The organism is Microbacterium californiense (assembly GCF_047246625.1).
Lineage (GTDB): Bacteria > Actinomycetota > Actinomycetes > Actinomycetales > Microbacteriaceae > Microbacterium.
Window position 1 is genome coordinate 79,020 of sequence record NZ_JBFOKQ010000002.1, and the last position, 19,490, is coordinate 98,509.

At 70.2% G+C, this 19,490-nt stretch carries 16 protein-coding genes; 6 read left to right on the forward strand and 10 right to left on the reverse strand.

Annotated features, from left to right (window positions below; genetic code table 11):
- Nucleotides 1-28: 28 nt before the first annotated feature.
- The 5 genes from hrcA to lepA form a co-directional block, all read right to left on the reverse strand.
- Complete coding sequence (gene hrcA, locus AB3M82_RS11665) at nt 29-1,063, reverse strand: heat-inducible transcriptional repressor HrcA (RefSeq protein ID WP_412958112.1); 1,035 nt, start codon at nt 1,061-1,063, stop codon at nt 29-31.
- A 97-nt stretch (nt 1,064-1,160) separates the two neighbouring features.
- Nucleotides 1,161-2,378 carry a radical SAM family heme chaperone HemW gene (gene hemW, locus AB3M82_RS11670; RefSeq protein ID WP_412958113.1) on the reverse strand — a complete coding sequence of 406 codons (1,218 nt, stop codon included), beginning with the start codon at nt 2,376-2,378 and terminating at the stop codon, nt 1,161-1,163.
- On the reverse strand, nt 2,378-3,031 hold the full coding sequence (locus AB3M82_RS11675; protein ID WP_412958114.1) for a DUF1990 domain-containing protein: 654 nt from the start codon (nt 3,029-3,031) through the stop codon (nt 2,378-2,380). The genes hemW and AB3M82_RS11675 overlap by 1 nt, the downstream gene beginning before the upstream one ends.
- Before the next feature lie 67 nt (nt 3,032-3,098).
- Nucleotides 3,099-3,590: a DUF1990 family protein gene (locus AB3M82_RS11680; protein ID WP_412958115.1), complete on the reverse strand. Its 492-nt coding sequence runs from the start codon at nt 3,588-3,590 to the stop codon at nt 3,099-3,101.
- A gap of 2 nt (nt 3,591-3,592) precedes the next feature.
- Nucleotides 3,593-5,446, reverse strand: a complete 1,854-nt coding sequence (lepA, locus tag AB3M82_RS11685; RefSeq protein WP_412958116.1) for a translation elongation factor 4 — start codon at nt 5,444-5,446, stop codon at nt 3,593-3,595.
- A gap of 242 nt (nt 5,447-5,688) precedes the next feature.
- On the opposite strand from lepA, the gene AB3M82_RS11690 reads away from it, so the two are divergent.
- From AB3M82_RS11690 to AB3M82_RS11710, 5 genes are all read left to right on the forward strand, one after another.
- Nucleotides 5,689-6,672, forward strand: coding sequence for an ABC transporter permease (locus tag AB3M82_RS11690; RefSeq protein ID WP_412958117.1), 984 nt, complete (start codon nt 5,689-5,691; stop codon nt 6,670-6,672).
- A 2-nt stretch (nt 6,673-6,674) separates the two neighbouring features.
- Nucleotides 6,675-7,583, forward strand: a complete 909-nt coding sequence (locus AB3M82_RS11695) for an ABC transporter permease (protein ID WP_412958118.1) — start codon at nt 6,675-6,677, stop codon at nt 7,581-7,583.
- Nucleotides 7,580-9,508, forward strand: coding sequence for a dipeptide ABC transporter ATP-binding protein (locus AB3M82_RS11700; protein WP_412958119.1), 1,929 nt, complete (start codon nt 7,580-7,582; stop codon nt 9,506-9,508). The genes AB3M82_RS11695 and AB3M82_RS11700 overlap by 4 nt, the downstream gene beginning before the upstream one ends.
- Nucleotides 9,509-9,658: 150 nt before the next feature.
- Complete coding sequence (locus AB3M82_RS11705; protein ID WP_412958120.1) at nt 9,659-11,377, forward strand: ABC transporter family substrate-binding protein; 1,719 nt, start codon at nt 9,659-9,661, stop codon at nt 11,375-11,377.
- A gap of 85 nt (nt 11,378-11,462) precedes the next feature.
- Complete coding sequence (locus AB3M82_RS11710; protein WP_412958121.1) at nt 11,463-12,188, forward strand: alpha/beta fold hydrolase; 726 nt, start codon at nt 11,463-11,465, stop codon at nt 12,186-12,188.
- Here the strand turns inward: AB3M82_RS11710 and AB3M82_RS11715 are convergent.
- Together AB3M82_RS11715 and AB3M82_RS11720 are read right to left on the reverse strand one after the other, a co-directional pair.
- Nucleotides 12,147-13,403 carry an MFS transporter gene (locus AB3M82_RS11715; RefSeq protein ID WP_412958122.1) on the reverse strand — a complete coding sequence of 419 codons (1,257 nt, stop codon included), beginning with the start codon at nt 13,401-13,403 and terminating at the stop codon, nt 12,147-12,149. The two genes, AB3M82_RS11710 and AB3M82_RS11715, sit on opposite strands and share 42 nt — an antisense overlap.
- Nucleotides 13,400-14,773, reverse strand: coding sequence for a glycoside hydrolase family 1 protein (locus AB3M82_RS11720; RefSeq protein WP_412958123.1), 1,374 nt, complete (start codon nt 14,771-14,773; stop codon nt 13,400-13,402). The genes AB3M82_RS11715 and AB3M82_RS11720 overlap by 4 nt, the downstream gene beginning before the upstream one ends.
- Before the next feature lie 254 nt (nt 14,774-15,027).
- Between AB3M82_RS11720 and rpsT the strand changes: the two genes are divergently transcribed.
- Nucleotides 15,028-15,288, forward strand: a complete 261-nt coding sequence (gene rpsT / locus AB3M82_RS11725; RefSeq protein ID WP_412958124.1) for a 30S ribosomal protein S20 — start codon at nt 15,028-15,030, stop codon at nt 15,286-15,288.
- Between the two features lie 104 nt (nt 15,289-15,392).
- Here rpsT and holA read toward each other — a convergent pair whose 3' ends face one another.
- The 3 genes from holA to AB3M82_RS11740 are packed head-to-tail and all read right to left on the reverse strand — an operon-like array spanning nt 15,393 to nt 19,402.
- On the reverse strand, nt 15,393-16,430 hold the full coding sequence (gene holA, locus AB3M82_RS11730) for a DNA polymerase III subunit delta (protein ID WP_412958125.1): 1,038 nt from the start codon (nt 16,428-16,430) through the stop codon (nt 15,393-15,395).
- Between the two features lie 9 nt (nt 16,431-16,439).
- Nucleotides 16,440-18,788, reverse strand: coding sequence for a ComEC/Rec2 family competence protein (locus tag AB3M82_RS11735; RefSeq protein ID WP_412958126.1), 2,349 nt, complete (start codon nt 18,786-18,788; stop codon nt 16,440-16,442).
- On the reverse strand, nt 18,785-19,402 hold the full coding sequence (locus AB3M82_RS11740) for a ComEA family DNA-binding protein (protein WP_412958127.1): 618 nt from the start codon (nt 19,400-19,402) through the stop codon (nt 18,785-18,787). Before AB3M82_RS11740 ends, AB3M82_RS11735 begins: the two co-directional genes overlap by 4 nt.
- Nucleotides 19,403-19,490 lie beyond the last annotated feature (88 nt).

Sequence of the window (19,490 nt, forward strand, 5' to 3'; positions counted from 1 at the left end):
TTCTGCGTGGTCTTCCTGCGGGAGCCGCTCAGCGGCTCGCCTCGTCTTCGTCGAGCATCCGCGACAGGTAGCGGGCCACGGCCCGCGCCGCCGCGAGGTTGCTCGGATAGTCCATGCGGGTCGGGCCCATCACGCCCACCCGCGCCGTGCCGCTCGGCGCGGCGTAGTTGCTCGCCACGATCGACGCCTCGCCGAGCCCGAACGACGCGTTCTCGGTGCCGATGCTGGCGGCGAGGCCGTGCTCGTCGGCGACCATCTCGCTCATCAGCCGCAGCAGGGTCACCTGCTCCTCGATCGCTTCGAGGAGCGGATGGATGCTGCCGCGGAAGTCCTGCTCGCGCCGTGCGAGCGTCGCGGCGCCCGCCATGACCAGCCGCTCCTGCCGGAACGCGCCCAGCTCCTCGACGATGACCCCGGCGAGCGTGTGCAGCACCGGATCCTTCGCGACAGCATCCGGGGCGGCGAGGAGGGCGTCGAGGCGCTCGGAGGCGTCGCTCACGGCCTGGCCGGTGATGAGCGACGCGAGACGGGCGCGCAGCACCGCGATGTCGGTGTCGTCGATCTCGCGCGGGAGCGGCGTGACGCGCTGCGAGACCCCGCCGGCGTCGGTCACGAGCACGACGAGCATGCGGGTGGGAGCCAGCGCCACGAGTTCGATGTGCGTCAGATGGGCGCGCGCGAACGACGGGTACTGGGCCAGCGCGACCTGGCCGGTCAGCTGGGTCAGCACCCGCACCGTGCGGACCATGAGGTCGTCGAGGTCGCTCGGGGCGGCGAGGAACGACTCGATCGCCGTGCGCTGCGCCGTCGACAGCGGACGCAGCTGCGCGAGGTGGTTCACGAAGACGCGGTAGCCCTTGTCGGTCGGGACGCGGCCGGACGACGTGTGCGGGGCCGTGATGAGCTCCTCGTCCTCGAGGAGCGCCATGTCGTTGCGGATCGTCGCCGCCGAGACGCCGAAGGAGTGACGGTCGACGATGGACCGGCTGCCGACCGGCTCATGGGTCTCGACGTAGTCCTGCACGATCGCGCGGAGGACCTGGAGGCCTCGCTCGGTGACCATGGCGCTTCCCTTCCGCTGGCACTCGGACGTTCAGAGTGCCAATCCTACTCCTCGCTCCGGGGAACGCGCCGCGCGACGGACCGAGGCGGCGACGGCGTCAGTCGGTGAGCTCGCGCACCACGGCGTCGGCGAGCAGCCGCCCGCGCAGTGTCAGCCGCACCTGGCCGCGCACCGCCGCCGGGGCGTCGACGAGCCCGTCGGCGATGAGGCCCGCGACGTTCGCCCGGTTGTCCGACGGCAACTCTGACACCGGGATCCCCTCGGCGAGCCGGCTCTGCAGCAGCACCCGCTCGAGGATGCGGGCCTCGGCGTCCGGCCGCTCCGTGCCTGCGGCCGGGGACTCCCCTGCGGCCAGCCGCTGCGCGTAGGCCGCCGGATGCTTCACGTTCCACCAGCGCAGCCCTGCCACGTGGCTGTGTGCTCCGGGGCCGAAGCCCCACCAGTCGCTCCCCCGCCAGTAGGCGAGGTTGTGCCGGGAGCGCTGCTCGGGGGTGCGCGCCCAGTTGCTGACCTCGTACCAGTCGAACCCGGCGTCGGCGAGCCTCGCGTCCACCAGCTCGTACATGTCGGCCTGGAGATCGTCGTCCGGTCGGGGCACCTCGCCGCGGCGGATCTGCCGAGCGAGCTTCGTACCATCCTCGATGATCAGGGCATAGGCCGAGATGTGATCCGACTCGAGGGCGAGGGCGGCGTCGACGGACGACTCCCAGTCGCTCAGCGATTCGCCCGGCGCCCCGTAGATCAGGTCGACGCTGACGTCGAGACCGGCCTCGCGCGCCGCATCGACGGCGGTGCGCACGTTCTCCGGGCGGTGCGTGCGGTCGAGGGCGGCGAGCACGTGCGGCACCGCCGACTGCATGCCGATCGAGAGGCGCGTCACCCCGGCGTCGGCGAGCGTGCGCGCGACGTCCGGCGTCACGGTGTCGGGGTTCGCCTCGACCGTCACCTCGGCGCCCGACACGAGTCCGAAGGCGGATGCCGCGGCGTCGAGCATCCGCGCCAGGTCGCCCGCCGGCAGCAGCGTCGGCGTGCCCCCTCCGAAGAAGACGGTGTCCATCGGACGCAGCGCGCCGGCATCGCCCAGGACCCGTCGGGCCATCTCGATCTCGGTGAGGAGCGTGGAGGCGTAGTCCTCCTGACGGGCGCCGCGCAGCTCGCCCGCGGTGTAGGTGTTGAAGTCGCAGTAGCCGCAGCGCACGCGGCAGAAGGGCACGTGCAGGTACGCCGAGAACGGCACGGCGGGGTCGACGGGCAGATCGGCCGGAAGCCGGCCGTCGCGCGGTGCGGGATCGCCGAGGGGAAGAGGACCCGCCATCAGACCGGGGTCGCGTAGAGCGGGGAGATCGCGCGGAGGTAACGCGCGAAGAGCTCGCGGCGCCGGCGCTTCACGAGAGCCGGGACGAGGCGGTACAGGAGACCGGTGGGCGCGTCGAAGGCGCGGACGGTGAACCACACCTCGTCGTTGTCCTCGCGCCACTCGACGTCGAACGACTCCTCGCCGCTGACGACCGAGCCGCCGACCGTGCCGAGCACGAATCCGATGCGGCGGGCCTCCTCGGTGACCGAGATGACCCGCAGCTCGGCGTCGGCGCGCATGCCGGCGACCCTCCCACGGAGGCGCAGCGTCATGCCCGCGCCGACGAAGGGGGTCCCCTCGGCGTCGTACCGCGGCTCGACATCGCGCTTGCTCGGAGCGATCGGATTGCCCTCGCTGTCGAAGCTCACTCCGGCGTAGGCCGGGCCCGGCGCCGGGCGCACGTCTTCGACCGCGAGTCCGGCGACGCGCTGGGCGGTCCAGGACAGGAGGGCCTCTCCGGCGGTCTGGAAACGGTCCGCGCCGGATCCGATCCGCCAGGACTCCTCGGCCGGGATGCTGCGCTCCGGCGGGTACTGCATGAGATCGGGCGCGTGGGTGGCACCCACGGCCGCATAGTCCACCGTGTCGTCTCGGAAGTTCCCGCGCCGCATGTCATCCAGCCTACTTCGGGTTGCCTGAGCGAACACCCCCGCTGCGTGCCGAGACCGCCTCGCCCGCTCACTTTCTCCGTGGCGCGGAGGCCCCCGCAGCCTCCGCGTCGACGATCCGCGTGTAGCGGGCATGCGTCCTGCGCTGCAGCAGCAGGAGCGCCGGAGAGAGCAGCTTCCAGAGCGGTGCGGACGGACGGGAGATCGACCGTGCGGTGAACACGCCGTCCTCCAGGACGAACGACTCCTCGCCGTAGACCGGATGCCCGGGCCGGGTCTCGTAGCCGAACCCGTGCTCGTCCGCCCAGACGACGCGGATCGGCTCCGAGAAGCGGATTCCGAGCACCCGCTTCGACAGCAGCCCCTCCGCGCCGGGGACGGGAGCTCCGTCGGGGACGTCGAACCCGGCCCGCCGCTTGAACTCCCAGCTGCGGATCAGCGCGGCCACGGCATCGTGGTCCGATGACGCCACCGCGGTCGAGTGCTCGGAGAGGCGCATCCCGGCCGGCGCGGCGAGGAGGGCACCCCTCGTGATCCCGCGCTCGTACGCCGGCAGCGGCATCCCTACTTCTTGTCCTTGCCCTCGACGTCGCCGGAGAGCGCGGCGATGAACGCCTCCTGGGGGACCTCGACGCGGCCGACCATCTTCATGCGCTTCTTGCCCTCCTTCTGCTTCTCGAGGAGCTTGCGCTTGCGGGTGATGTCGCCGCCGTAGCACTTGGCGAGAACGTCCTTGCGGATCGCGCGTATCGTCTCGCGGGCGATAATGCGCGCGCCGATCGCCGCCTGGATCGGCACTTCGAACTGCTGGCGGGGAATGAGCTTGCGCAGTCGCTCGGCCATCATGGTGCCGTAGCTGTAGGCCTTGTCGCGGTGCACGATCGAGCTGAAGGCGTCGACCTTCTCACCCTGCAGGAGGATGTCGACCTTCACCAGGTCGGCCTCCTGCTGCCCTGCGGGCTCGTAGTCGAGCGAGGCGTACCCCTGCGTCTTGGACTTCAGCTGATCGAAGAAGTCGAAGACGATCTCCCCGAGAGGGATCGTGTAGCGCAGCTCGACGCGTTCCTCGGAGAAGTACTCCATCCCGAGCAGCGATCCGCGGCGCGACTGGCACAGCTCCATGACGGTGCCGACGTAGTCCTTCGGCAGGAGGATGGCCGCCTTCACCATCGGCTCCGAGACCGAGCCGATCCGTCCGTCCGGGTACTCGCTCGGGTTCGTGACCGTGACGGTCTCGCCGGTGTCGGAGGTGAGCACCTCGTAGATGACGCTCGGGGCGGTCGTGATGAGGTCGAGGCCGAATTCCCGGGCCAGGCGCTCGGTGATGATCTCGAGGTGCAGCAGCCCGAGGAACCCGCAGCGGAAGCCGAAGCCGAGCGCCACGGACGTCTCGGGCTCGTAGACGAGCGAGGCGTCGGAGAGCTTCAGCTTGTCGAGCGCCTCGCGCAGTTCGGCGTAGTCGCTGCCGTCGATCGGGTACAGGCCCGAGAACACCATCGGCTTGGGGTCGGTGTAACCCGGCAGGGCGTCGGATGCCGGCTTGCGGGAGCTCGTGACCGTGTCTCCCACCTTCGACAGACGCACGTCCTTCACGCCGGTGATGAGGTAGCCCACCTCACCCACGCCCAGACCCTTGGTCGGGATCGGCTCGGGGCTGGACACGCCGATCTCGAGCGCCTCGTGATTGGCGCCCGTCGACATCATCTGGATGCGCTCGCGCGGGGCGAGGCTGCCGTCGACCATCCGCACGTAGGTGACGACGCCGCGGTAGGCGTCGTAGACGGAGTCGAAGATCATGGCGCGCGCCGGTGCGTCGGCGTCGCCCTTCGGCTCCGGGATCTCCCGCACCAGCCGGTCGAGGAGCTCCTCGACGCCGGCGCCGGTCTTGCCGGAGACGCGGAGCACGTCCTCGGGCTTGCCGCCGATGAGGGAGGCGAGCTCCTTGGCGTACTTCTCGGGGTCGGCGGCCGGCAGGTCGATCTTGTTCAGCACCGGGATGATGTGGAGGTCGTTCTCGAGCGCGAGGTAGAGGTTCGCCAGCGTCTGAGCCTCGATGCCCTGAGCGGCGTCGACGAGCAGGATGGCGCCTTCGCAGGCGGCCAGCGAGCGCGAGACCTCGTAGGTGAAGTCCACGTGCCCGGGGGTGTCGATCATGTTGAGCGCGAACACCTCGCCGTCGAGCTCCCACGGCATCCGCACGGCCTGGCTCTTGATGGTGATGCCGCGTTCGCGCTCGATGTCCATGCGGTCGAGGTACTGGGCCCGCATGTCGCGATCGGCGACGACGCCCGTGATCTGGAGCATGCGGTCGGCGAGAGTCGACTTGCCGTGATCGATGTGCGCGATGATGCAGAAGTTTCGGATCTGCGTCGCCGGAGTCGCGGCAGGCTGAAGCGGAGTGAGGGCGCGTGGGGACATGTTCCGTCGATTCTACGGTGAGGGGAGGCTAATGCTCGATTCCCCCGAACCGGTGATAGTCTCCCGAAGTTGCCCGGGAGCAATCCGTGACACCGGATCCCGTGGGCGATAAGACTCCGTCACAGACACGGTGCGGGTGTCGCGTCGCGCAGGTATCGGCAGATGGTGGTTGACTGTCTTCCCGACTCAGCGTTGCGTCGGCGGATCCGAGGCGCGTCTGGAGAAGAGAAAGACTCATCACCTTGATCAAGTACCTCGCGCGCCGGTTCCTCGGCTGGTTGCTCATGATCGTGGTCGCGACCAACCTGACGTACTTCCTCGCGTGGCTGTATCTGGACCCGCGCAGCAACTACGTCGGCCGCCGCCCGCCGCTCACCGAAGAGCAGATCGTCAACCAGCTCGCGCCGCGCAACCTCAGCGACACCGTGCCGCTCCTCGAGCGGTGGTGGAACTGGATCACCGGCATCGTCCTGCGCTGGGACTGGGGCGTCAGCCCCGTCGGCCAGTCCGTCAACGAGCAGATCTCGTACCGCATGTGGGTGAGCGCCGAGCTCGTCCTCGGCGCCACCATCATCACCACCGTGCTGGGCATCGCGCTCGGCGTCTACACCGCATCGCGGCAGTACAAGCTGGCGGACCGGATCGGTCAGGCGACGTCGATCATCACGATGAACATCAACATCGTGGTCGCGGCGCTGGGCGTCGTGCTCCTCGCCATCGGGTTCAACGAGTTCGTCGGTCAGCGCGTGTTCTACGTCACGGGCTCGTCGAGTCGGGGGGTGACCGGGTTCTTCCCGGTGCTCGTCGATGTGCTGCAACACCTCACCCTGCCGACCATCGCCCTCGTGATCACCGGGTATGCCAGCATCCACTTCCTGCAGCGCTCCCTGCTGCTCGACAACATCAAGGCCGACTACGTGCGCACGGCGCGCGCGAAGGGCCTCACCAAGCAGCAGGCGATCCGCAAGCACGCCCTGCGCACGTCGATGATCCCGGTGGCGACGCAGGTCGCGTTCACCATCCCGACCGTCTTCACCGGCGCCATCCTGACCGAGGCGATCTTCGCCTGGAACGGGATGGGCCAGTACTTCACACAGACCATCGCCAAGAACGACATCCACGGCACCGTCGCGATCGCCGCGTTCGGAGCCGTCCTGACGGCCATCGGCGCGATCCTCGCCGACATCGCCATCGTCGTCCTCGACCCGCGCGTGAGGGTGAACTGATCATGACCGACACCATGTCCCCCGTCGAAGCCGTCGCACCGGCCGTCGACAAGCCGATGTCGAAGCTGACCCTCTACCGCCGGCGCTTTATGCGCAACAAGCCGGCAGTCGCCGGCGTCGTCATCTTCCTGCTGCTCGTGCTCTTCGCAGTGGTCGCCCCGCTCTTCTCCCCGTGGGACCACATCGAGCTCGACTTCCTCAACCTCGGCACCGGCCCCTCCGCCGATCACTGGTTCGGGACCACCGCCTCGGGCAACGACACCTTCGCCCAGACCGCCGTCGGACTCCAGCGATCGCTCATGATCGCCGTGACCGTCTCGCTCGGCACGACGGCCGTCGCCGCCATCGTCGGCACTGCCGCCGCGTACTTCCGCGGCTGGACCGAGCGCATCTCGCTGCTCGTCATCCACTTCATGATGGTCGTGCCGAACTTCCTCATCCTCGCGATGATCTCGAACAGCGCCGGAGGCGACTGGCGGGTGATCGCGCTGATCATGATCTTCGTCGTCGGCTGGTTCTTCCCGGCCCGGGTGATCTGGACGATGGCGCTCTCGCTGCGCGAGCGCGAGTACGTGCAGGCCGCCCGGTACATGGGCGTGCGCGGCATGGTGATCGTGTTCCGCCACATCATCCCGAACATCGGCTCGCTGCTCGTCATCAACTTCACGCTCGGCGTCGTCACCGCGGTGATGACCGAGACCGGCCTGTCGTTCCTCGGCTTCGGCGTGAAGATCCCCGACGTCTCGCTCGGCTCGCTCATCGGCTCCGGCGCGAGCACCATCACCAGCGCCCCGTGGCTGTTCTACTTCCCCGCGGCCGCCCTCACGCTGCTGACCGTCTCCATGGCGCTCGTCGCCGACGGCCTGCGCGACGCCCTCGATCCCACCTCGGCGGCAGGAGGCCGCGCATGAGCACCATCCTCTCCGTCCGCGACCTCACCGTCAGCTTCCCCTCCGAGGCCGGTCGCGTCGACGCCGTCCGCGGGGTCAGCTTCGACCTCGAAGCCGGCAAGACGCTCGGCATCGTCGGCGAATCCGGCTCCGGCAAGTCCGTCACCTCGCTCGCGATCATGGGACTCCTCGACGAGAACGCCCGCGTCGGCGGCTCCATCGTCTTCGACGGCCAGGAGCTGCTGGGCAAGAGCGACCGCCAGCTGTCGGCCATCCGCGGCAACGGCCTCTCGATGATCTTCCAGGACCCGCTGACGTCGCTGACCCCGGTGTACACCGTGGGCGACCAGCTCATCGAGGCGCTGACCATTCACCGCAGCATGAGCAGCCGAGACGCCTTCCTCCGCGGCGTCGAGCTGCTCACGCTGGTCGGCATCCCGAACCCCGAGAAGCGGATGAAGTCGTTCCCGCACGAGTTCTCGGGCGGTATGCGGCAGCGCGTGGTCATCGCGATCGCGATGGCCAACAACCCCAAGCTCATCATCGCGGACGAGCCGACCACGGCCCTCGACGTGACCATCCAGGCGCAGATCCTCGACCTGATCGAGAAGGCGCAGCAGGAGACGCACGCGGCCACCATCATGATCACCCACGACATGGGCGTGGTCGCCCGCATGGCGGACGACGTCATGGTCATGTACGCCGGCAAGCCGGTCGAGCACGCTCCCGCCCGCGAGCTCTTCCACAACACGCGGATGCCGTACTCGATCGGCCTGCTCGGCGCGATCCCGCGCGTGGACAAGACCGAGAAGCAGCCGCTCATCCCGGTCAGGGGCAACCCTCCCCTGCTGATCGATCTCCCGGACGCGTGCCCCTTCGCCGACCGCTGCCCCATCGCGATCAGCGCCTGCCGCGACGGCGAGCCGCCGCTGCTGGACGTGCCCTCCGTCGGCGGCGTGCCGCACCAGGCCGCCTGCATCCGGGCGCACGAGATCGACGAGAACGGCCTGATCGGCGGGCAGCCGGTCTACCCCGTTCCCGTGATCCCGGAGAGCGCGCTGACTCTCACCCCGCGCGAGGAGCGCCCGATCACGCTCGAGGTGCGCAACCTCACCAAGACGTTCCCCCTGATGAAGGGCTCGCTGTTCAAGCGCAAGGTGGGCGAGGTCCACGCCGTCAAGAACGTCAGCTTCGACATCCGCGAGGGCGAGACGATGGCCATCGTCGGCGAGTCCGGCAGCGGCAAGACGACCACGCTGCTGCAGATCATGGACCTGGTGAAGCAGCACGACGGCGACATCGTGATCAACGGCACGAGCGTCAACGACATCACCTCGCATGCGATCGAGCGCCAGGTGCGCCGCGACATCCAGATCGTCTTCCAGGACCCGATGGGCGCCCTCGACCCCCGGTTCACGGTCGCGGACATCATCGGGGAGCCGCTGCGCACCATCGGCACCTCCAAGGCCGACACCACGCGCCGCGTGCGGGAGCTCATGGACATCGTCGGCCTCAACCCCGCGCACATCGATCGCTTCCCTCAGGCGTTCTCGGGTGGTCAGCGCCAGCGCATCGGCATCGCCCGCGCCCTGTCGACCAACCCCAAGATCGTCGTGCTCGACGAGCCCGTCTCGGCGCTCGACGTGTCGATCCAGGCGGGAGTGCTGAACCTGCTCGACGAGCTCAAGGTGTCGCTCGGCATCTCGTTCCTGTTCGTGGCCCACGACCTCTCGGTGGTGCGCCACATCGCCGACCGGGTGGCCGTGATGTACCTCGGCGACTTCGTCGAGCACGGAGACGTGGACGAGGTGTTCGACAACCCGAAGCACCCGTACACGCAGGCCCTGCTGTCGGCGATCCCGGTGCCGGACCCCGACATCGAGCGCACGCGGAAGCGCGTCGTCTTCAACCCGGAGACCATGACCACGGAGGCCGCCTCGGTCTGACTCCGGGCCTCGGGCCGGGGTCGATGACTTCGCACGCACAGGTGGGTCACCGTCCGATAACAGTTAGGCGCCATTCACTATCGGCCGCCCCGCATCCCGAGATGCCGAACTATTCTTCCAACTGACACGCCGAAAGGCGAAAGGAGCACCATGAAGCAGCAGAAGCTGATCGGGGTCTTCGCGGCAACCGCGGCCCTGGCACTCGCGTTGGGCGGGTGTGCAGCCAACTCCGGCACGACCGGGGAAGGCGACAACGGCGGCGGCGAGGACACCACCGTCAAGGCAGCGGACTACAACCCGCAGCCGCGCGAGAACCTGCAGGAGGGAGGCGAGGTCCGCTTCCCGATCAACGAGATCCCCGAGCAGCTCAACGCCTTCAACAGCGATGCCAGTGCTGACACCTCTCGCGTGGCCTATTGGTACATGCCCCAGATCCTCCTGGTCACGCCGGAGGGCGAGGTCACGAAGAACGACGCGTACCTCGACGACTGGAAGATCGAGACCGTCGACGGCAACACCACCGTCACCTTCACGTTCAACGAGAAGGCGCACTGGAACGACGGCACCGACATGGACTGGACCGCGGTCGAGAACACCTGGATCGCCAACCGCTCCTACGACGAGGGCTACAACCCCAACGCGACCGACGGCTACAAGCAGATCACCTCCGTCGAGGAGGGCGACAGCCCCAAGACGGCGATCGTGACCTTCGACGGCGAGTACGCCTGGCCGTCCATGGCCTTCCTCACGGGCGGCCTGCTGCACCCGGCGATCAACACGCCGGATCTCTTCAACTCCGCCTTCATCGGCGACCCGCACCCGGAGTGGGGTGCCGGTCCGTACACGATCGACGAGTTCGACGCCAACGCCGGCTTCATCTCGTTCAAGCCGAACACCGAGTGGTGGGGCAACGCTCCGCTCCTCGACTCCGTCTCCTTCCAGGCGATGGAGGCAGCGGCCTCGCTGAACGCCTTCAAGAACGGTGAGATCGACCAGGTCGGCGCGAACACGAAGGACCGTCTCGAGCAGGTCAAGGACATGGAGGACACGGTCATCTACCGTGCCCAGCAGACCGCGAAGACGATCATCATGGTCGACGCCGACAAGCCGCAGTTCGAGGACATGGACGTCCGCAAGGCGTTCTTCCTCGCGATCGACATCGATCAGCAGAAGCAGATCGCATGGAACGGCCTGGACTACGAGGAGGAGCCGGCCGGCTCGCTCAACATGTACGGGTTCCAGGAGGGCTACTCCGACTCGTTCGCGGAGGCCGGCCTCAAGCACGACCCCGAAGAGGCGCAGAAGCTGCTCGAGGACGCGGGCTGGGAGCTCAACGACGACGGCATCCGTGAGAAGGACGGCGAGACGCTGAGCGTCATCTACCCGGTCTTCGGCGACGACCCCACGCAGGAGGCGCTCGCCAAGGCCCTGCAGGCGCAGCAGAAGGAGGTCGGCATCGATCTCCAGATCGAGGTCCGTCCCTCCAGCGATTTCTCGAGTGACCTCACCTCGAAGAACTGGGACGTCGCGAGCCTCCGCTTCACCGACTCCGACCCGTTCGGTCCGGCCTGGTTCTGCCAGCTGTACTGCTCGGACAGCGGCCTGAACCTGTCGGCGACGGGCACGGAGGAGATCGACGAGAAGATCCACTCCGAGGTCGAGTCCAAGACCACGGCCGAGGAGTGGACCACGGCGTCGATGGAGCTCGAGCCGGAGATCATCGCCGAGACCTGGGGCGTCATCCCGCTCTACAACGGTCCGTCGATCTCGGTCGTCAAGAAGGGCCTCGCCAACCTCACGCCGGAGCCCTACGTGGGCCTCGACCTCTTCGGCATCACGCCGGTGGAGAACGTGGGCTGGGAGAAGTAATCCCCTACGCAGGAGCGGGGTCGGTGGTTCGTCCACCGGCCCCGCTTCCGTCTGTCCCGCCGACGCCCGGTCCTAGGCTGACGGGATGAGCGTCCAGATCGTCCTCGTGCACGGCATCCGCACGTCGGCCACCATGTGGCGGTCCCAGTGCGTCCACCTCGAGAACCACGGCTACGCCGCTACCGCGGTCGACCTCCCGGGCCACGGCACGCGCCGCGACGAGGACTTCACCCTGCACGAGGCGCTCCACACCATCGATGTCGCGGTGCGCACCGCCGCCGAGCGGGGTCCGGTGCTGCTCGTCGGCCACTCGATGGGCGGCCTGCTCTCCCTCGCCTTCACCGGCGGGGCCGACGCTCCCCCGGTCGCCGGTCTCGTCGCGGCGTCCTGCACCTCGCTGCCCGTCGGCGCCGGGCTGGCCGCCTACCGGTGGATCGCCCGCGCGGTGGATTCGCTCCCGGACCGCGGCCGCTGGATCTCCGAGCGCATGCTCGCCGCGACCATCCCCCTCGAGACGCGCGGCGACTTCGGGGCCGGCGGCTATGCGCTCGACGTGCAGGACATCGCCCTCGCCAGCCTCTCCGCCCTGGATCTCGCGGTGGCGGTCGAGCGCATCGCGGTGCCGCTGTGGTTCGTGAACGGACAGTACGACCAGCTCCGCCGGCACGAGCGGCTCTTCTGCCGCCTCGCACCCCACGCGGAGCTCATCGTCGTCCCCCGCACGACGCATCTCGTCACCGCCATGCGCCCCCGCGTGTTCAACGCGGTGTTACGGCTGGCCATCGCCTCGCTCGAGCAGCGCGACGGCTGAACGCTCGGGCGAGCGGGCGAGGCCGGTGAGCACCCCGCCGACCGCCGACAGCACCGTGGCCGCGGTGAACACCAGCCAGAATCCGCCGACCAGCGCCACGAGACCGGCACCCAGCACAGGGCCGATCAGCTGTCCGAGTGCCGCGGTGACGTTCACGATCCCCAGGTCCCGGGCGTGGTCGGTCTCGCGCGGCAGCAGATCGGCGGCGAAGGCGAGGCCGACGGTCGAGAAGGCGCCGTAGCCCACGCCCATCAGCGCGGCGGCGACGAGGGTCATCTCGAAGGTCGGGAAGGCCACGATGGCCACGCCCGATGCGGCCTGCACGACGGTCGCCGCGACCGCGAGCCGGCGCCGGTCTCCCGTGCGATCCGACCAGATGCCGGTCAGGACGGACGCCGCGACGACGAACACAGTGTAGACGACGATCAGCAGCAGGAGATTGTCCTGCGCCAGCGTCGTCGGCTGGCCGAGGCCGTGCAGGAGGAAGAAGAGGAAGAGGGCGGTGCCGAGGGCGTTGCCGATGTTCGTCACCAGGCGCCCGGCGAGCATCCACGCGAAGTCCCGGTCCCGCAGAGAGGCGAGCCGCTCCGGTCGGCCGGGGCGCGGTGCGAGCGCCCCGGTCGTCGGCGGATCCGGGAGCAGCATCGCGCAGGTCGCCCCGACCAGTGCCACGATCGCGGCGAGCAGCAGATAGCCCGCCAGGATGTCCAGACCGAGCAGCACGACCAGGCCGCCGCCGAGCACGATGCCGACCGCCTGGCTCGATCCGACCGCAGCGGACGCGGCCCCGCGCTGCGTGGTGGGCAGCTGATCGGCGATCAGAGCGGTGAAGGCGGCGGAGGAGACCGCCACGCCCACCGACACACCGACCCACGCCGCACCCACCGCCCACGGTCCGCTGGCGAAGCCGGTGAGCCCGAGGCAGAGCGCGGTCAGCCAGACCCCGCCGAGCACCCAGGGTCGCCGGCGCCGGCTCCCGGGTCGCGCGCGGTCGGACAGCGCCCCCGAGACCGGGCCGGCCACGACCCCGGCGAGGCCGCCGATGCCGAGCACGAGCCCGGAGGAGACCACCCCGCGGATCCAGTCGTCCTCGGGGGTGTCGAGCTGCAGCGGGAGCAGCAGCTGCACCGGCGTGAGCTGGACGGTCCAGATCGCCAGCCACGCGAGCGTGAACAGCGTCATCCATCGGGCGCCGACGCGCATCGCGGCGTTCACAGCATGCTCTCCTCGATCGCGGCGAGGGCCCGAGCGCGCACGATCGCCTCGCGATACCAGTCGTAGGAGGCCTTGGGGGTGCGCTCCCCCGTGACGACGTCGACATGCACCAGGCCGAATCGCTGCGTGAACCCGTCGGTCCACTCCCAGTTGTCCAGCAGCGACCACACCGTGTACTCCTCGACGCGCACGCCGGCGCCGATCGCCTCGCCCATCGCCGCGATGTGGGCCGCGAGGTAGGCGATGCGGTCCGCGTCGTCGATGCGCGCGGCTCCCTCGGGCTCGGGGAAGGACGCCCCGTTCTCGGAGATGATGATCGGCGGCATGCCGGGGTGGCGCCGGTGGAGCAGCACGAGCAGGTCGCGCAGCGCCGAGGGCAGGATGGGCCAGAGCTGCCCGAAGCCCGTGACGGGGACTCCCGGAGTCGGCACGATCTCGAAGGGGATCTCGGCGCCCGGCGGCGCGGCCGTGACCGTCGTCGGAGTGTAGAAGTTGATGCCGTAGAAGTCGAGCGACGAGCCGATCGCCTCGAGATCGCCGTCGCGGACGGGGAGCGCCGGAATGCCCCAGGCCTCCAGGTCGGGATATGCGCCCGTGAGCAGCGGATCGCTGAACAGACGGTTGTGCAGAGTGTCGTAGATCGCAGCGGCGGCGCGATCCTCATCGGTGTCGTGACGTGGCAGGACGAGCGTGTGGTTGTTCGCGAGACCGATCGCCGTCGCGCCGCGCGCGCGCAGGACCTCGGCCGCGCGCGCATGGGCCAGCAGCTGGTGGTGCACGGAGGGGAGCGCGCCGAAGAGCAGCTGACGCCCGGGCGCGAGCTCGCCGGTCCCGTATCCCTGCAACGCGGTCATCGCGGGTTCGTTCACCGTGTACCAGTGCTCGACCCTGTCACCGAGCCGATCGGCGACGATGGCGGCGTAGTCGGCGAAGCGCGAGACCGTGTCCCGGTGCAGCCACCCGCCGTCCGCCTCGACGGCGCTCGGCAGCTCCCAGTGGTACAGGGTCGGGAACGGGGTCACTCCCGCTTCGCGCAGCTCGTCGACGAGCCGCGAGTAGTGATCGAGGGCGGCCGGGTTGCCGCTCCCCCGGCCGTCGGGCTGGACCCTGGCCCACGGGATCGAGAACCGGTACCGGTCGATGCCGAGGCCGGCGGCGAGGGCGACGTCGGATTCCGGATGCCGGTAGCTGTCGGTGCCCGGATCGCCGGTGGATCCGTCCCGCACGGCCCCGGGAGACGCCGCGAGATCGTCCCAGATCGAGCGCCCGCCGCCGTCGGCAGTGCGGGACCCCTCGATCTGGAGGGCGGAGGTCGCGGCCGACCATCGCAGACCCGTGGGCAGAGCGGATTCGTGGGAGGCAGAACTCATGTCGCTCCTTGACGTCGGTGTCGGGTGATCCCGATTCTGCACCCCGTGCCGCGTCCACCGCGACCGAGTTCCGCGAAGTCCCGGGCCCGGCGGCATCCGATCGACGTCGAGAACCGCCGTTTCGCGCGAGGAGGCCTCCTGCTGGTAGAGTTGACTCTTGGCTTGCGTGTGGGTTCTTCCCTCACGACCGCTGTGCAGCAGCCCTCTTCTGCTGCCGGCATTCCGAATAACTCCTGTACAGAAAGCGTCCACACGTGGCAAACATCAAGTCGCAGATCAAGCGCAACAAGACCAACGAGAAGGCGCACGAGCGCAACAAGGCCGTCAAGAGCGAGCTCAAGACCCTCGTCCGCCAGACGCGCGCCGCCGTCGCCGCCGGCGACAAGGCCGCCGCCGAGGCGACGCTGAAGAAGGCGTCCGTCAAGCTCGACAAGGCCGTCAGCAAGGGCGTCCTGCACAAGAACCAGGCGTCGAACCGCAAGTCGGCGATCGCCAAGCAGGTTTCCGCTCTCTGAGTCGCACACTCTGAGAAAGGCCCGTCCCGTTCGCGGGGCGGGCCTTCTTCGTGCCCGGTGATCGTGCGGGAGGCGCGCGACCGCGGGGCGCAGACCCGTCGGCGCTACTCGCCGAACGGGTTGCGGGTGGCGATCACGGTCACCATGCGCTCGAGCGCGAAGACCGGGTCGCGGGACGCCCCCTTGACCTCCGCATCGGCGCGCGCCGTGGCCTGGATCGCCATTCCGAGCGAACGCTCGTTCCACCCCGCGAGGTCCCGGCGCGCCCGGTCGACCTGCCAGTCCTTCATACCGAGGCGCTGGGCGAGCTGCCTGCTCGGCTCCCGGTTGCCCGCGACCCGCGCCATCGTGCGGAGCTTCACGGCGAAAGCCGCCACCATCGGCACCGGATCAGCCCCCGAGGCCAGGGCGTGACGCAGAGCGATCAGCGCCTCTCCGTACCGCCCCGCGATCGCCGTGTCGGCCACCACGAAAGCCGACACCTCGACACGGCCGCCGTAGTACTTCGTGACGACCTCGTCGGTGATGTCGCCCTCGACGTCGCCGATCAGCTGCTGGCACGCGGCGGCCAGCTCCGTCAGATCATCGGCGAAGGCCGACACCAGCGCGCGCAGAGCCGAGGGCATGATGCGCTTCTTGGCGGCCTTGAACTCGCCGGCCGCGAAGTCGACGCGGTCGCCGTCGCGCTTGATCGCCGGGCACGGGATCTCGATGCCCCCGCCGGTGCCGGCGCGCAGGGCGTCGAGCAGCTTCTTGCCCCGGACGCTGGCCCCGGTGTGCCGGAGGACGACGGTGGCGCCGTCCTGCGGCTGCTCGAGGTAGGACACGGCCTCCTGCAGGAAGGCGTCGGAACAGCGTTCGACACCCGAGACCCGCACGAGCCGCGGTTCGCCGAACAGCGACGGGGACGTCAGGGAGAGCAGGGTCCCGGGCGCGTAGTCGTCGGCCCGGACGTCGCTGACCTCGAGCGCGGGATCCTCGGCTCGCAGGTAGTCGCGGAGGCCGGCGATGGCGCGCTCGGCGCAGATCTCCTCGGGCCCGGAGACGAGCACGACGGGGGCGGGGCGGGGCTCGCGCCACGACACCTGGGGGATCTTCGCGGGCTTCGCGGCGCTGCGGGACGAGGAACGCGGAGCTGCCATACCGCAAGCCTACTGGCGAGCCCCGACGTCCGACTCGGTCCACACCGCGATCTCGCCTCCGCGGAGGCCCAGCAGGATCCGCCCCTGTCGATCCGTGCGCAGCGCGTGCGCGCCGGCGGCGTCGAGCAGATCGAGCGTCTCGTCGCGCGGATGCCCATAGTCGTTGTCCGCTCCGGCGCTGAAGAGCGCGACGGCCGGCGCGAGCGTGTCGTAGAGGGCCGGGTCCTGATCGGCGCTGCCGTGGTGGGCGACCTTCACCACGGCGAACGGTCCGGTCAGGCGCGCGGTCCTCGCCAGCATCCGCTGCGACTCGGCCGACAGGTCGCCGAGGAAGATCGACCGCGGCACCCCTCCGCCCGCGAACTCCAGGACCGCGCTGGTGTCGTTGCCCGCAGGGAAGGCGGCCGAGTCGCGCAGGGGCCAGTGCACCCGCCAGGCGGCACCCCCGAGCGACCCGCGCTGGCCGGCGAAGGCTTCGTCGAGGGTCGCTCCTCCCGCGCGGAGGCGCTGCAGGATGCGCTGGTCGGCGGGCTCACCGCTCGGCCCGTGCAGAACCCTCCCGACGCGCCCTTGAACCGCCGCCACTCCCCCGATGTGGTCCAGGTCGAAGTGCGTGAGCACGAGCAGGTCGATCCTTTCGATGCCGAGCGAGCGGAGGCACTCCTCCAGCGGCCCCGGCTCGGGTCCGGTGTCGATGAGCGCCACGTCACCCGCCGACCTCACGAGCAGCGCGTCGCCCTGCCCCACGTCGCACGCCGCGATCGACCACCCGTCCGGCGCAGACATCGCTGCGAGCGGGCCGGTGAGCGCGAGATGAGCGGCTGCGAGGGACACCGCCATCACGAGGATCAGGCCCGAGACGCGGTGCATCGCGGCGACGGCGACCGAGCGATGGCCGAGAACGGCAGACCGACGCGGTCGTCCGCTCACCACGACGGCGAGAGACGCCCCGAGCACGGCGACGATCGCCGCACTGCCGATGCCTGGGACGAGCTCGGTCTGCGCGAGCGGGAGCGCCGCGCTCACCGACGCCGTGGTCGCGATCCAGGCGGCGGGCAGCCAGGCCGACGCCGCGAGCAGGTCCGCGAGCGGCGGAACCGGCGCCGCGAGGCACGCGAGCAGGCCCATCACCGTCGCGACGGGTGCTGCGGGTGCCGCGAGGAGGTTCGCGGCGACGCCGATCAGCGACTGCTGCCCCGCGAACAGCGCGATGATCGGCGCGCACGCGATCTGCGCGGCCATCGGGACCGAGATCGCGAGTGCGAGGGGTGAGGGCATCCACCGAGACATCCCGCGCGCGAGGGACGGCGCGAGCAGGATGAGCGCGGCGGAGGCTGCGACCGACAGCGCGAACCCGGGTGTCGCCGCCAGCCACGGGTCGGCGAGGAGGATGCCGGTCGCGCAGAGCGCCAGCATCCCGGCCCCCGCAGACGGCCTCCCCAGAAGCACCGTCGTCATGGCCGTGCCGGCCATGACGGAGGCACGGATCACGCTGGGCTCCGGGGTGACCAGCACGACGAAGCCCGCCAGCGCCGCACCCGCCGCGACCACCCGCATCGTGCGCCCGCCGCCGACGAGCGCGACGAGCCAGAAGACCGCCGCCACCACGATCGCGCAGTTCGCTCCGCTGACGGCCGTCAGATGGCTCAGTCCGCTCGTGCGCATGTCGTCGTTCAGGCTGGAGGACACCGCCCTGGTGTCGCCCACGGCGAGCCCCGGCAGGAGTCCGGCGCCGGGGTCCGGCAACCGCCCGGAGCGCTCGACGAAGGCATGGCGTGCTCCCGCGGCGACCGCGAAGACGCCGGCGGCCGGACGCTCCACCTCCGCCTCCCGGGCGAAGATCACCAAGGCCGCGCGTTCCCCGGCCCGCGAGGCCTTGGCCTGTCCTCGGACCCGGATCGTCGCGCCCGGGTCGACGCCCTCCGCCGGCTCGATGCCGATGCGCACCGCCACCGCCGTCGACTGTACGGTGTCGCCGGCCTCGACCGAGAGCGTCTGGGCGTCCACCCAGACCCGGCCGTCCGCGCCGGGCGCCGCCGACGAGGAGACCTGGGCGACCACCTCCACGAACCGACCGTCGTGCGCGGCCGCGGAGTCGCGTCCCGGCGCGGCCAGAGCGGCGGTCATCGCCACCGCCGAGGCCGTGGCGAGCATCACGACGATCATCCCGCCCCTCGCACGTCGGGATGCCGCAGCGGACCGCCTTCGACGGACCGCGGCCCACACGGCGAGCCCTCCCGCCCCGACGCCGCAGAGGGTCGCGACGCCCGCAGCCAGCTCGGTGACGTACACGCCGACGAGCGCAGCAGTCCAGGCCGCGGCGAGGACGGGCAGCAGCCGCAGGTCGCGCCGCCTCACACGCGCGCGCCGTCGCGGATGCCCTCGAGCAGCTTCTCCCCGATCCCCGGAACGGCGAGGAGGTCGTCGACGGACGGGAACCTCCCGTTCTCCTCGCGCCACGCGATGATGCGCTCCGCAAGAGACGGTCCTATCCCCGGCAGGCTCTCGAGCGCCGCCTGGTCGGCCGTGTTGAGGTCGATGAGGTCGTCGGCGGGGGCGGGGGCTCCGGGTCCGACCTCGGCGACGCCGATCACGGGGATGACGACCTGCTCGCCGTCGGTGACGAGTCGCGCCAGGTTGATCGCCGCGAGGTCGGCGTCAGCGGTCGTGCCACCGGCAGCCGCGACCGCGTCGACGATCCGTGCGTCGAGGTCGAGGACGTACAGCCCGGGGTGCTCGACCGCCCCGAGGACATGCACGAAGAGCTCCCCGTCGGCCTCGACGGCGGAATCCTCCTCGGCGGAGTCCGTCAGCGCGACGCTCTCGACCGGCGTCGCCTGCCCGCGCAGCAGCCCGAGTCCGACGGCCGCGGAGAGGACCACCAGGGCCACGACCACGGCCGCACCGACACTCAGTCGGAGACGGCGGGCGACGGGCGCAGCGGCGGGCGGAGGCTCTTCGGTCGTCGGCATCCGCCCACGCTAGGACGCCGCACCGTCGCCCTGGTGCGGATCCCCGACCGCGGTGGAGAAGAGCTCGTCCGGCGGGAGCAGTGGAGGA